At 64.0% G+C, this 12,679-nt stretch carries 13 protein-coding genes; 3 read left to right on the top strand and 10 right to left on the bottom strand.

Annotated elements, in window-relative coordinates; genetic code table 11:
• Nucleotides 1-2: 2 nt before the first annotated feature.
• A complete protein-coding gene (locus tag ACUY2Y_RS11440) occupies nt 3-989 on the bottom strand; it encodes an N-acetylglutamate synthase, CG3035 family (protein WP_448326586.1) in 987 nt (328 codons plus the stop codon).
• Nucleotides 989-1,552, bottom strand: a complete 564-nt coding sequence (locus ACUY2Y_RS11435) for a peptide deformylase (protein ID WP_448326585.1) — start codon at nt 1,550-1,552, stop codon at nt 989-991. The genes ACUY2Y_RS11440 and ACUY2Y_RS11435 overlap by 1 nt, the downstream gene beginning before the upstream one ends.
• 45 nt (nt 1,553-1,597) lie before the next feature.
• Between ACUY2Y_RS11435 and ACUY2Y_RS11430 the strand changes: the two genes are divergently transcribed.
• From ACUY2Y_RS11430 to ACUY2Y_RS11420, 3 genes are all read left to right on the top strand, one after another.
• A complete protein-coding gene (locus ACUY2Y_RS11430) occupies nt 1,598-1,825 on the top strand; it encodes a DUF3263 domain-containing protein (protein ID WP_448326584.1) in 228 nt (75 codons plus the stop codon).
• A gap of 308 nt (nt 1,826-2,133) precedes the next feature.
• Entirely contained in the window at nt 2,134-3,507 is a 1,374-nt protein-coding gene (locus ACUY2Y_RS11425) for a LytR C-terminal domain-containing protein (protein WP_448326582.1), read from the top strand.
• Nucleotides 3,508-3,624: 117 nt separating this feature from the next.
• On the top strand, nt 3,625-4,761 hold the full coding sequence (locus tag ACUY2Y_RS11420; protein WP_448326608.1) for a glutamate--cysteine ligase: 1,137 nt from the start codon (nt 3,625-3,627) through the stop codon (nt 4,759-4,761).
• Between the two features lie 6 nt (nt 4,762-4,767).
• Here the strand turns inward: ACUY2Y_RS11420 and mnhG are convergent, their stop codons facing one another.
• The 8 genes from mnhG to ACUY2Y_RS11380 form a co-directional block, all read right to left on the bottom strand.
• The gene (gene mnhG / locus ACUY2Y_RS11415) at nt 4,768-5,151 is read right to left on the bottom strand and encodes a monovalent cation/H(+) antiporter subunit G (protein ID WP_210575814.1); all 384 of its coding nucleotides are present in this window, start codon (nt 5,149-5,151) and stop codon (nt 4,768-4,770) included.
• The gene (locus tag ACUY2Y_RS11410) at nt 5,151-5,429 is read right to left on the bottom strand and encodes a monovalent cation/H+ antiporter complex subunit F (protein WP_448326580.1); all 279 of its coding nucleotides are present in this window, start codon (nt 5,427-5,429) and stop codon (nt 5,151-5,153) included. The genes mnhG and ACUY2Y_RS11410 overlap by 1 nt, the downstream gene beginning before the upstream one ends.
• Nucleotides 5,422-5,985: a Na+/H+ antiporter subunit E gene (locus tag ACUY2Y_RS11405; protein WP_448326578.1), complete on the bottom strand. Its 564-nt coding sequence runs from the start codon at nt 5,983-5,985 to the stop codon at nt 5,422-5,424. The genes ACUY2Y_RS11410 and ACUY2Y_RS11405 overlap by 8 nt, the downstream gene beginning before the upstream one ends.
• Nucleotides 5,982-7,799 carry a Na+/H+ antiporter subunit D gene (locus ACUY2Y_RS11400; RefSeq protein ID WP_448326576.1) on the bottom strand — a complete coding sequence of 606 codons (1,818 nt, stop codon included), beginning with the start codon at nt 7,797-7,799 and terminating at the stop codon, nt 5,982-5,984. Before ACUY2Y_RS11400 ends, ACUY2Y_RS11405 begins: the two co-directional genes overlap by 4 nt.
• Nucleotides 7,792-8,280, bottom strand: coding sequence for a Na(+)/H(+) antiporter subunit C (locus ACUY2Y_RS11395; RefSeq protein WP_448326574.1), 489 nt, complete (start codon nt 8,278-8,280; stop codon nt 7,792-7,794). Before ACUY2Y_RS11395 ends, ACUY2Y_RS11400 begins: the two co-directional genes overlap by 8 nt.
• 2 nt (nt 8,281-8,282) lie before the next feature.
• Nucleotides 8,283-11,360 (bottom strand): Na+/H+ antiporter subunit A, encoded by a 3,078-nt coding sequence (locus ACUY2Y_RS11390; protein WP_448326572.1) that lies wholly within the window; start codon nt 11,358-11,360, stop codon nt 8,283-8,285.
• Nucleotides 11,361-11,608: 248 nt separating this feature from the next.
• Nucleotides 11,609-12,190, bottom strand: coding sequence for an acetyl-CoA acetyltransferase (locus tag ACUY2Y_RS11385; protein ID WP_448326570.1), 582 nt, complete (start codon nt 12,188-12,190; stop codon nt 11,609-11,611).
• Between the two features lie 270 nt (nt 12,191-12,460).
• The coding region (locus ACUY2Y_RS11380) for a hypothetical protein (protein WP_448326568.1) at nt 12,461-12,679 on the bottom strand (219 nt) is incomplete at its 5' end.

Genomic DNA, 12,679 nt, shown 5'->3' with positions numbered 1-12,679 from the left:
GATCACGCTCGGGTTTTAAGGGTGGCGTAGCGGTGGCGGTGGTGCTCGACGAAGCCGAGCTTGTCGTACAGTCCGATCCCGGCATCGTTGGTGGCCAAGACGTGCAAGTACGCGTCGGTCGCGCCGCGGGATGCTCCCCAGTGGAGCATGTGCGCGCCGAGCGCGGTGCCCAGTCCCTGGCGTCGGAAGTCCGGTGCGACCTCGACTGCCGAGTAGCCGAGCCAGACGCGGCCGTCGTCGGAGGAGGTGATGGTGCCGCGGGTGATCGCGATGGTGTCTTTGCCTTCGTGTGCGAGTAGCCGGCCAAAACCCAGCTCGCCGTCGATCTCCTCGGCCAGCTCCGCCAGTGCTTTCGGCGGCAGGGGTTGGCCGCGGAAGTGATACATGTCCAGCCAGGCATCGTCGGGTTCGGTGTCGATGCGGAAGCACGCGGTGCTGTTGTCAGGGGTGTCGGGGAGATCCTCAAGGGAGCGGGTCATCGTGATGATCTCCGGGCCGAGCTCCCACGCCTCCGGGTTGCGCTCGACGAGGTGGAGCGCGGGTTTGCCGATGCGCTCCGGGATCAACAACTGCACCGGCATCTTTCGGGCGCGGTAGAACTCGACGATCTTGTCGATCGGGACCGGCTGCAGACTTGCCGAGTGGCCGATGGGGGTGGCGCTATTGGAGCGTTCGGTGATGGAGGAGCCGGAGCGGGCGAGCCAGGCGTCGATAAGCGAATGCTCTTGGCCGGGGAACGCGCGGGCCGTGGCGGTTTCGACGGCGCGGATGTCGCTGTTGCGGATGCGGCGCGGGCTGAGGCGGCGGACGACGATCGGTTCGTCGATGCGGATCGCCTCCGCGTCCGACGGGAGACCGCCGACTTTCTGCGGGCGGACGACCAGCGGATCGAGCGTGACCACGTGCCCGATGACATCCGTGGCGTGGTTGCCGTGGCGGCGACGCACGACCACGCGGTCGCCCGGTTCGACGGGGGTGGTGCGGAACACTAGTGGCCGAACGGGTCGGGGTCTTCGCCCGGCATCCACGTGTTGCCCGCGTGGTCCCAGCCGTTGCGCTTCACCGCGCGCTTCGCCTCGCGCTTGTAGCGTCCGGTGAGAACGTCCAGGTAGACGTAGCCGTCCAGGTGGCCGACCTCGTGCTGCAGACAACGCGCGAAGAAGCCCGTACCCTCGACCTCGATCTGATTGCCGTTCTCGTCCAAGCCCGTCACCTTCGCCCAGTCGGCGCGGCCGGTGGGGAACGACTCGCCCGGGACGGACAAGCAGCCCTCGTCGTCCTCCTCGCTCGGCATCGTCTTCGGGATCTCACTGGTCTCCAACACTGGGTTGATCACCGTGCCCCGGCGCATCGTGTCCCCATCCGGGCAGTGGTACACGAACAACCGCTTATTGACGCCGATCTGGTTCGCCGCCAGCCCCACCCCATACGCGGCATCCATCGTCTCGTGCATGTCCGCAATGAGCTCCTGCAGCTCCTCCACCGGCTCCGTCACCGGCTCCGTCGGGTTATGCAGGACTGGGTCACCGTAAATCACAATCGGTCGGATCATGCGGTTCAGTATAGTTTCGCGGGTCGGGCCGTTATAGTTTCGGCTGTGGATCCGTCTGACTTGGCTATTCTCGACTTCGCCGGCCGCGCCCCCCGCAGCCTCGGCGCCCGCGAAGACGCCATCCGGGCTGAGCTCGGCATATCACCGTTCCGGTACTACCAGCGCCTCAACGCGCTTATCGACGACCCCGCCGCCCTCGCCGAGCGCCCGCAGCTCGTCCGCCGGCTGCAGCGCATTCGGGAGCAGCGCGTTTTGGGCGGTGGGGAGGTCTAGGGGTTGGGCCTGGGCTCTAGTTGTTAACCCTAAAAGTTAGCCCTAGATGTTAACCCCGCCTGGCTGTTCCTAGTTGTTAACCCCAAAACTTAGTTTCCCCAGGTCGGTGATTTTGGGCCATTTTTGCCGACCAGGGGAAACTAAGTTCTAGGGTTAACATTTGGGATTCACATCCTCAGCGGCTGGCCAGTGCCCACTGCGCTCTCCGCCCCGGGGTGCTGCATCTGCAGGGCCTATGCAGCGCATAGTTCACGGTTTCGGCGTGTTGGGATAAAGAATGGCGACGTGGGCACATTAGGGTGACGGCTGTGACTAATGTGAACTCTGGTAACCGTGACCCGCGTAAAGGCCGCTTCAGCGGCGCCCGCAAGTTCTTCAGCCGAGACAAGAGCGAGGATCTGCTGCAGGACCGTGGCGACCTCGCGGACGACCTGGTGCAGGAACCTGCGTCCGACCACTACGAGACAGCTGGCGACGGCTCCTTCGACGAGGCGCTCGACGAGTACTACGACGCCCGTGACCAGTACGACCCGCGTGAGGAGCGCGCCGCTCGCGAGGCCGCCGAGCGCGAAGAGCCTGCCGCTCGCGAGACTGCCAAGCGCAAGACCGTCGAACGTGAAACCGCCGCGCGCGAACCTGTGGCCCGCGGCAAGCACCACCGTCGCGAAGAGGTTGACTCTGACGGCTATGGCTACAGCGGTGGCTACAAGTCTGACTCCGACGGCTACGGCTACAGCCACGGCCACAAAGAAGCAGCGGGCAGCACTGCCGCGATAACGGGGGCCGAAATCGGTGACTACGTCGACGGCGACAATAACTACGGGTACACCTCTAAGGAAGCCGCCTACGACGACCGCGCCGATTACGACAACTACGACGACGAGCGCACGGACTCCATCGAGGCCGACCGCGCAGAACGCGACGACCGCGCAGTCGCCGCGCCGGTCACCCGCACCGCGGCAGCCGGCGCCGGCTCGAGCACCGCGGCTGCCGCAGGTGGCGTGCCCAAGCGCGGACTGGCGATGATCCTCATTGCGGTGGCGCTGCTGCTGGCGTTGTGGGCCGTGTACGCGTTGACCAAGGGCGGTGCTGATAACCAGGCTGCTAATGATCCGGCGGGCCAGTCGGTGCAGAACCAGAATGACCCGAACGCACAGGGCCAAAACGGCGCAGGTCAGAACCCGAACGACCCGAACGCGCAAAACCCGAACGGTGCAAACCAAAACGGCGCAGGTCAGAACCCGAACGACCCGAACGCCCAGAACCAGAACGCCGCAGACCAGCATGGCGCAGACCAGAACGCCGCGAGCCAGAACCGCCAGCCGGGCGCAGCGGCTGATGCGCCGGCGGGTCCGAATAACCCGATGACGCGCGAGAATATGACGGTGAATATCTACAACAACTCGGCGGTGAGCAACCTGGCTGAACGGGTCTCTGGTCAGGCGCGTGAGAACGGTCTGAACCTCGGCGAAGTGGGCAATATCCCGGGCGAGGTCGCGATCTTCGAGCAGAACACCGTGCTGTTCGACCCGAATACCCCGGGTGCGGAGGACCGTGCGCGTGAGTTGGCGGACACGATCGGCGGCATTGCACTGGCTAACGACGACCGCGTCCCCGCCGAGGCCAAGAAGCCCGGTTCCGTGACGGTGGTGCTGGCGGAGAACCGCGAGGTGGCTCTCTAAACCGATACACACCCTGACAGGCTGAAATTAAATACCGGACCGTCCCTGCAGAAATTTGCGTGGGGGCGGTTCTTCCCGTATTCAGAGAGAATGACTGTGCCGACAAATCAGGCCACGATGGATCCGTTCCGGGATTTCAACCGGTCGGAAGCGCTGAGCCTGGGCGTGGAGTGGGAGATCGCGCTCGTCGATCCTAAGACGCGCGATTTGGTCCCTTTCGCGGCGGAGGTTATCGATGCGGTGGAGCAGCGGTGGCCGGGAACGCACCTGGAAAAGGAGTTCCTGAAGAACACGATTGAGCTGGTCACGCCTATTTGTGATACGACGGCTGAGGCGATGGAGTACCTGCGGGAGACGAAGGACAAGATCCAGCAGGTGGCGGACGAGAAAAACCTCAAGTTGTGGGCGGGTGGGGGCCACCCGTTCGCGGATTTCCGGGCGCAGCCGGTAGGCGATAAGCCGACGTACAAGGAGATCATCAACCGCACGCAGTACTGGGGGCAGCAGATGCTGCTGTGGGGCACACACGTGCACGTGGGGATCAGGCACGAGGACCGTGTGTGGCCGATCATCAACGCGGTGATGACGAAGTACCCGCACTTGCTGGCGATCAGTGGGTCGAGTCCGGCGTGGGAGGGACTGGACACCGGGTATGCGTCGAACAGGACGATGCTCTACCAGCAGCTTCCCACCGCAGGCATGCCGTACCAGTTCGGTAGCTGGCAGGAGTGGGTCGATTTCATGCGCGACCAGACGAAGTCGGGGGTGACGTCGCACACGGGCTCAATGCATTTCGACGTCCGCCCGGCCGCCAAGTGGGGCACCGTCGAGGTGCGCATTTCGGATGCGGCGACGAACCTGGAGGAGCTCGCAGCCATCGTGGCGCTGACGCACTGCCTCGTCGTGCATTACGACGACATGATTGACCGGGGCGAGGAACTGCCGACGCTGCAGCCGTGGCACGTGGCAGAGAATAAATGGCGCGGAGCCCGCTACGGTCTCGACGCCGAGGTGATCACTAGCAGGGACACAGATGAGCGCCTGGTCACGGATGAGCTGCTGGAGATGGTGGGGGAGCTACAGGGCGTCGCTAAGCGTCTTGGCTGCGTTGATGAGCTGAACCTTGTCGCGAAGATCGTGGAAAATGGTGCGGCGTACCAGCGCCAACGCGCGGTGTACGAGGCGATGGGCGATTGGTGCGGCGCGGTGGACCAGGCGGTGGATGAACTTCGCGCCGGGCACCCGAGCGCCTAAACCCAGCTATGCGCTGCGCTGCAGGTCGCCGGGGTGCTCGTTGATGGCGATGTCGTCTTCGTCGCCGTAGAGGCCCTCGCGGCGGGAGACGCGGCCGAGGCGCTGCGCGGTGACCGGGTTGGTCATGAGCGCGAAGAGGACGAGCAGGAAGAGCATGCCCACGTCGCCGCGCTGGCCGACGTCGAAATGCTCGGAGCCGGTGAGGCGGAAAATCACGCCGAGAATCACCATGATCAGGCCGACGGTCTGCGGTTTCGTCACGGCGTGGACGCGCGAGAGCGTCGTGTTGAAGCGCGCGATGCCCACGGACGCGAAGAAGACCTGCAGTGCGCCGAGCACGATGAAGATGAGCGACAGGACGTCGGAGATATATTCCCAGGTGAAGGCCATTAGAGCGCACCGTCCCTCTTGCGGAAGCGGGCGACGGACAGCGAACCGATGAAGCCGAGCAGCGCGACGACGACCATCGCGTTGACCACGGTCGTGTCCAGCGTCCAGCAAATATACGTCGCCAGCGCGCATTGAATCGAAGCGACAATGCCGTCCATCGCCACGACGCGGTCGAGCGAATTCGGCCCGGTCACCAGCCGCCACGTCGTGATGAAAAACCCGGCGACGAGCAGCACAGCCGCCACCGCCAGCACGGAGTTGTAGATCGCGTCATCCATGTTTGTGGGCCTTTCTCTTTTCAAAAATAGCGATCATCGAGCGCTCAAGCTTATCGACGTCCGCCAGCGCCTTCTCCACATCCTTCTGCCTCCCCGCGGACAGAACGTGAATGGTCCACGTGCGGTTCGCCAGATCGATGTCGGTGACACAACCACCCGGTTGGAGGTTGTAGGCGCAGGTAGCGAAGTACAGCGCCAATTCTGAGTTGAGACGCATCGGGACCTTGAAGATCGCGCTCTTTGGCGGTCCTGCCGGGCGGATCGCCAGCCACGACACTTGAACGGCGGCGACGAACAATTCGCCCACCCACCGGATGAGGAACACGATCAGTTTCGGGACATTCACGTCCACGCCGCCGGTGGGCAGCTTGGGCAGTGGCAGCAGCATCGTGATGAGGAAGCCTAAGCCCGCGCCGGCAAAGACATTCGCCCAGGTCAGCTCCCCCATGAGGAGGATCCACATGAGGGCGAGCCAGAAGATGAACCACGGGCGGAAGCGGTCGGAGAGATGCTCACTGACCGTCAGGCGCGGGGAGGGGAGCTGATTGGAACTCATGGGTTGACCTCCTCGTCGGCGGCGGGCTCGGTGGGCTCCTCGGATTCGGGAACGGGGGAGGGCACAGGCACCGTCGTCACGCCAGCGCTGGGTTCGTCGATGTCGTGGACGCGGTTGGGAAGGGAGTCGGAGTCATCGTCGTCAAGCGTGCTCTTATCCAGCGTCCGTGAGGGATTCGACCAGTCGCTGCCGAGGACTGCGTTGCGGTAGAGCGCGGTGTCGAGCGCGGAGTCGGCGGCGCGGCCGGTGATTGCAGCGATGGGGCCGGCGAGGACGGTGATGGCGACGGATGCGGCGACGAGTGTCGCGGTGGAGGCGACCATGCCTGCGGGGAGGCTGCCGGCATCCTTGCTGTCCTCGAGAGCGACGGTGTCGGAGACATCGCCGAGCGGGCTGAGGCGCACGGAGACGACGTTGCCCTCGGGCGCGTCGGAGCGGTCGCGGAGGAAGGCCTTGGACCAGACGATCATCATCGCGTAGAGCGTGAGCAGCGACGTGACCACGGCACCAACGATGAGCACCCACGAGCGCCACGAGCCTTCCTCGGCGCCGGCCTGGATGAGCAGGACCTTGCCGATGAAGCCGGAGAACGGCGGAATGCCGCCCAGGTTGAGCGCCGGGACGATGTAGAGCAGCGCGATCACGGGCGCGGTGTACATCAGCGAGCCGAGGCGGCGCAGCTGCGAAGACCCCATTTGGCGTTCGATGAGGCTGACCACGAGGAAGAGCGATGTCTGCACCAGAATGTGGTGGACGGCGTAGAAGATCGCGCCGGACAGGCCGTGCGCGGTGCCGAGCGCCACACCGAAAATCATGTAGCCGATGTGGCTGACCAGGGTGAATGAGAGCAGACGTTTGATGTCGTTTTGGGCGAGAGCGCCCATCACGCCCACGACCATCGTGGCCAGCGCGACCCACATGAGCAGGTGGCTGAGCGGTTGGTCGGGGAACATGGTCATGCGGACACGGATGATGGAATACACGCCGACCTTGGTCAGCAAGCCGGCAAAGACAGCGGTGACCAGGGACGCAGCGGTGGGGTAGGAGTCCGGCAGCCACGCGTCGAGGGGGAAGACCGCCGCCTTGATGCCGAAGGCCACGAGCAGGGTGGCGAAGATGGCGGCGCGGGTGCCGTCGGGAATCTCCTCCAAACGCATGCCCGCCTGCGCCATATTCACCGTGCCGACGGATGCGTAGACGAGACCGAGGGCGAAGATGAAGATCATCGACGACGCCATGGACACCATCACGTAGCTGATGCCCGCGCGCACGCGCTGCGGTGATGCACCCATCGTGAGCAGGATGTACGACGCGACGAGGAAGATCTCGAAGCCGACGTAGAGGTTGAACAAGTCGCCTGCCAAAAACGACAGGTTCACGCCCATCGACAACAGCATGTAGATGGGCAGGAAGACTTCGACCGGGTCGTTCTCGTTGCCGTCGCGGATACCCTGACTGATCGCGAACCACATCACGCAGAACAGCACGATCGCCGAGACGAACAGCATGATTCCGGACAGCCGGTCAGCCACGAAGGTGATGCCGATCGGTGCGTCCCACCCGCCCAATTGCAGAGTCTGGATGCCGGAAATATCCGCCACCAGAATCATGGAAGCCGCGATCACCGCCAGCACCAGGAACGTGAAGAACGCGATATTGCGCTGCAGCGCGCGGTGCTTTCCGGAAAGCAGGATCAGCCCAGCAGCCAGCGCCGGCAACAGCACCGGCAGCGGGATCAGGTACGGCATCGCCGGCAGGAGGAAATCGACGTACTCCTCGTAGAGCGTCGGGTTGGTCAGCTCAGGGCTAGTCATTGTCACCCTCCTTCACCGGGTCCTCGAAGGAGCGCGGGCCGAATGCGTCGCCGCCGCTGCGCAGTCGCCCGGTCTCCGGGTCGTCGGAGGCATCGGCGTCCGGTGCCGCAGACGGGGTCGCCGGACGCGCGGCGATTGCTTGGTCCTCCGCGTCATGCTCGATCACATCGTCGGTGCGGTAGCGGTATTGCCTGTACAGCAGCGCCAGAATGAATGAGACCATCGCCATCGCGATCACGATCGCGGTGAGGATCATCGCTTGCGCGAGCGGGTCGGCCGACTGATCGGCAGCTACGGAATCGCGGTCGAGGATCGGGGGAGCGCCCGCCTGTCCGCCCGATTGGAGCAGCAGCAAATTCGCGCCGTTGCCGATCAGCATCACGCCGAGCAGCATCCTCGTCATCGCGCGGTCGAGCATCAGGTACACGCCCGCCGCGATCAGCACGCCGGAGGCGATGATCAAAAACAGGTTCGCTTCCACAGTTACGCCTCCCTTCCAGTTTGAGCACGCTTATCGACGTTCCCCTCCGAACCCAAAGCCACCCTCCGACTCGCGCGCCGCGCGATACGCTGCGCAGCCCGCTCAGACGACAACTCGGCCTCGCGCTGGGCAGCCCGTTGAGCTGCCCGCTGTCGAGCGTTCGCTTCCCGGGCGCGTTTGCGTTCTTCGTTCTTGCGCTGGAGAGCACGGGCGCGGTCGCGTGCGCGTTCCTTACGTTCGTCCTCTTCGCGGTCGATCTGGCCACCGAGAGAGGTGAGAATGTGCATGACCAGGCCGACGACGATGGTGTAGACGCCGGCGTCGAAAAGCAGTGCCGAAGGAACCGTGACGGGCCCGATGAGCGGAAGCTCCGGCTCGATGTACCCGCTGGTCAGTGGCGGGTAGCCGAGGAACATCGGGATCACCGCCGCTGCGCCGGACAGCAGCAGGCCGGTGCCGAGCAGCTTCGACGGGTCGACCGGAAGCGCCTCCTCCAGCTCGTCGCGACCACCGGCGAGGTAGCGCAGCGTCAGCGCGAGCCCCATGACCAGGCCGCCGGCGAAACCGCCGCCGGGAGCGTTGTGGCCGGAGAAGAAGAAGTAGGCGGACAGCAGCACCATCGCCGGGAAGAGCAGGCGAGTGACCACATCGACCATGATCGAGCGGTTCTGGGCTTTCTCGCCTTCCACGCCCGAGGCGAGCCAGCGCGGGCGGCGCGTGGACAGCGTCGGGCGACGCGAATCGCGGGTGAAGGATTCGGTGCGGTAGATCAGGCTGGCCACGCCGGTCGCCGCGATGACCAGCACGCAGATCTCGCCCAGGGTGTCACCCGCGCGCAGGTCCACGAGCAGGACATTCACGGTATTGCGGCCGTGGCCGATCTCGTAGGCGAGGTCCGGCATCAGCGTTGAAATCGGCTCGTGGATGCGCGCGGACATCGCCGCCATCGCGACCACGACCACCGACAGTCCCGTGCCCACCGATAACCACGCGCGCAGGCGCACGTCCGAGTCCTTCTTCACATCTACCTCGGTGGGCAGTTTGCGCAGGACCAGCATGAACACGACCATCACCAGGGTCTCCACCAGAACCTGCGTCAGCGCCAGGTCAGGAGCACCGTGCAGCGCGAAGAGCACCGCCGAGCCATAGCCCGTCAGTCCCACCAGAATGATCAGCGACAGACGGTTCCTAATCACAGTCGCGGCCACAGCCGCACTGACAATCACGATCACCGTCATGCCCTGCCACGGGTTATCCCACAGGATCATGTGCGTATCGGCACTGTCGCCGAAAATCAGGGCAGCCAGCGGCACGACCATGAGCACGCTGAAAATCACCGCGAGGTTGATGGTCAACGAACCGCGCTGCGTCGACGCCGTCAAGCGTAGCGACGCCTGCCGCAGCACCTTCAGCATGTTGTCCCACAGCGCATCCGCATCACCCAGGGCGGGCCGCTCGAACTGCGCCTTCTTGACCACCTCGCGCTGCCAGAACATCACCGCGCCGGCGGCGACGATCACAGCGCTCAACCCCAGCGGGATCGTGATCCCGTGCCACAGCGCCAAGTCCTGATGCTCAGCTTCCGGGAACCGCACGTTCAGGTACTGGTTGAACAGGTTCGATAGCGGCGCCGGTAGCAGCCCGAAGATCACGGTGAGCAGCACAAGGAGTGCAGGCGGGGCCCATTGCAGGAATTCGATGCGGTGCATGTCGCGGACGGCGGGGGAGGTGCCGTCGATAAGCTCTGCGCGCATGTCTTTTTCTGGCTTCCGCGCGAATGCGCCCCACAGGAAGTACAGCGAATACGTCATGGTCAGCACGGAGCCGAGCACGAAGCCGACGAGCAGCACGTTGCGCGGCATGCCGTACAGCAGCTCCTCGTGGAGCGTGGCCTCGAGCGTTGCTTCCTTCGCGACGAAGCCCCACAGCGGCGGGATGCCCGCCATCGACGCCGCCGCGATGGTAGCCAGCACGGCGACCAGCGGTTCCTTGCGCCCGAGGCCCGAAAGTTCGCGGATATCGCGCGTGCCCGACGTGTGGTCGATCGCGCCGACGATCATGAACAGCGCCGCCTTGAACAGCGAATGCGCGAAGACCAGCGCCAGGCCCGCCAGCGTCGCCTCGCGCGAACCGATGCCCATCACCGCCGTCATGAACCCCAGCTGCGAGACCGTGCCGTACGCGAGAATCAGCTTCAAATCGCGCTGCTTGAGGGCCATCCAGCCGCCCAGCAGCATCGTGAACACGCCCGCAGGCAGAACCACGATGTGCCAGACGCTTATCGACGCAAAATCCGGCGCCAACCGCCCCACGACATAGATGCCTGCTTTCACCATGGCAGCGGAGTGCAGATACGCCGACACCGGCGTCGGCGCCGCCATCGCGCCCGGCAACCAGAAGTGGAACGGGGCCTGCGCCGACTTCGTCAACGCGCCCAGCAGGATCAGGGTCACCGCCGCCGTAATGCCCGTGACCTGGTCCAGATCCGTCATCCCGGCGATCTGCGAGATCTTCCACACCCCGGTCTGCGTGCCGAAGAGAATGATTCCCACCAGCATCGCCAGCCCGCCGAACGTGGTGACCAGCAATGCCTGCGTCGCCGCCCTGCGTGACGACGCCCTCTCCCCGTAATACGAGACCAACAGGAACGACAGCACCGAGGTGATCTCCCAGAAGATGTACATCATCAGGAAGTTGTCGGAGATGACCAGGCCGTACATCGCCATCGCGAACATGGTCAGCTCTGCGCCGAAGACGCTCAGCCGCCGCGGGTTCGAATCGAAATACCCCCAGCAGTACAACAACACCAGCGCGCCGACACCCAAGATGATCAGCCCGAACAACCCCGAGTACGCATCCAACCTGAACTCGATATTCAGGTGCATTCCCGGCATCCACGGATATGACGCCTGGATCTCACCGCCGTTTTTGAACGTCCCGTTTGCGAACTGGTACACCAACCAACCGAATCCCGCTCCCGGCACGAGCGCCAACGCACCGAACGCCGGCCGCCCGAACGTCCGCAGCAAAACCGGTGCTGCTGCCGTGGCGGCAGCAAGCGCCAGAAGCAGGGTGATCACGGTGTCACAGCCCTCCCAAGTCTCGTGTCCGGCGGGGGTCTTCGGTTGTGTCGGCTCATGCAGTAGTGCTGCACGTGAGCCAACAGCGCGCAGGCGAAAAAACACCCTGCCAACTTGGGAAAACTACGTAAAACCAAATCAAAAAGGCGCGTCATCGCTGGCGCGACCAACGTTTGCAGTCTACCTATTTAGTTCTATTCGGGGGTGTTCTGCCCAGGGTTTGCATTCCTGTGCTTGTGTACGCGGTTTTAGCCGTAGATCCGCTGCGCCCCCGATGTCATCGCCGCAGCGATTGACGATTCACTCGTCGCACCGAAGCCGACCGCCCAGGCAGTGTCGCGCTCATTGATCTGGTGCGCGACCTTGACCGCTGTGAACGTCGCCTCGTGCAGTGTGAACTGGTGGAATTCGAGGATCTCGACGTAACGACCTTCGTCGGCAAGCATCGCCCCGAACGCGTGCGCCGGCCCCGACGTAGTGACCTCGTGGTGCGTCGTCTCCGGCGGGAACGTCTTCGACGTGCGCGTGACATTCGCCGAATACGTGATGTAGCACCAGTGGTCGTGGCGGGCCTCGATGTCCGAGATCTTGACCGTCGGCGTCGGCGCATACGTCGCACTGAACAGTGCCCAGCTCATGCCCATTGCTTCTTCCCGCAGCTCACGCGGCAAGCGCCGCGGCGAATCGAAGCGGATCTGGAACGGGTCGCGCTCCTGGGTGCGGGTGCGCTCGGGAGTGCGGGTGTGGTTGAAGCCGGTGTCAGTGGTGGGGCGAGTCTGCTGATCGGAATTCTGGGAGCGCTGGGTCTGCTGAGTCGAGGTGTAAAACACGTCAGGTGTCCTTCTACGTTTCGCGGAGGATGTGTGTGGGGGTGTACCGACTCGCTGTACTGGGTGGTTAACGACCACTACCCCACGCCGCGGGGAGTCGGTTACTCCGCGTTGGGGTCGGTGGCCTCTAGTACCACCTTGAGTACTAGCGCTCGTAGAAGAATCGGCTTTCGCATGCCTCTGACAGTAGCCAAGTTAAAGCGTGATGTGCAACACATTCCGGGAAATTAGTTTTCGCGGTCTCGCCGCGGGGTCCGTTCGCGGACCTGCTCACGTGGTGCTCGGGGGCCGGTGGATATAGATTACGTAGTTGCCGGAGTAACCAAAGCTGACCTGGGGTTTTAGCCGCGTTCCTGGAGGCGCGATCACTGTCAAGTGGTTGTGAACATTTTTGGGTTCGTGTTGATGGTGGTCGATTGTGGCTGTGTTGCTGTCGTTGTGCGGATGATGCTGGTTGTTGGTGGGGGTGGTTTCAGCACGGTGGTTGGT

The sequence above is a fragment of the Corynebacterium sp. 20-84 genome, from assembly GCF_053479455.1.
The sequence above is the reverse complement of the archived record's forward strand: the minus strand, read 5'-3'. Positions and strand labels throughout refer to the sequence as shown.

Bases quoted from the DNA above. Each gene is read 5' to 3' on its own strand.
- ACUY2Y_RS11435 (WP_448326585.1), bottom strand. From the start codon at position 1,552: ATGATCCGACCGATTGTGATTTACGGTGACCCAGTCCTGCATAACCCG.
- ACUY2Y_RS11420 (WP_448326608.1), top strand. From the start codon at position 3,625: ATGGATCCGTTCCGGGATTTCAACCGGTCGGAAGCGCTGAGCCTGGGC.
- mnhG (WP_210575814.1), bottom strand. From the start codon at position 5,151: ATGGCCTTCACCTGGGAATATATCTCCGACGTCCTGTCGCTCATCTTC.
- ACUY2Y_RS11410 (WP_448326580.1), bottom strand. From the start codon at position 5,429: ATGGATGACGCGATCTACAACTCCGTGCTGGCGGTGGCGGCTGTGCTG.
- ACUY2Y_RS11405 (WP_448326578.1), bottom strand. From the start codon at position 5,985: ATGAGTTCCAATCAGCTCCCCTCCCCGCGCCTGACGGTCAGTGAGCAT.
- ACUY2Y_RS11400 (WP_448326576.1), bottom strand. From the start codon at position 7,799: ATGACTAGCCCTGAGCTGACCAACCCGACGCTCTACGAGGAGTACGTC.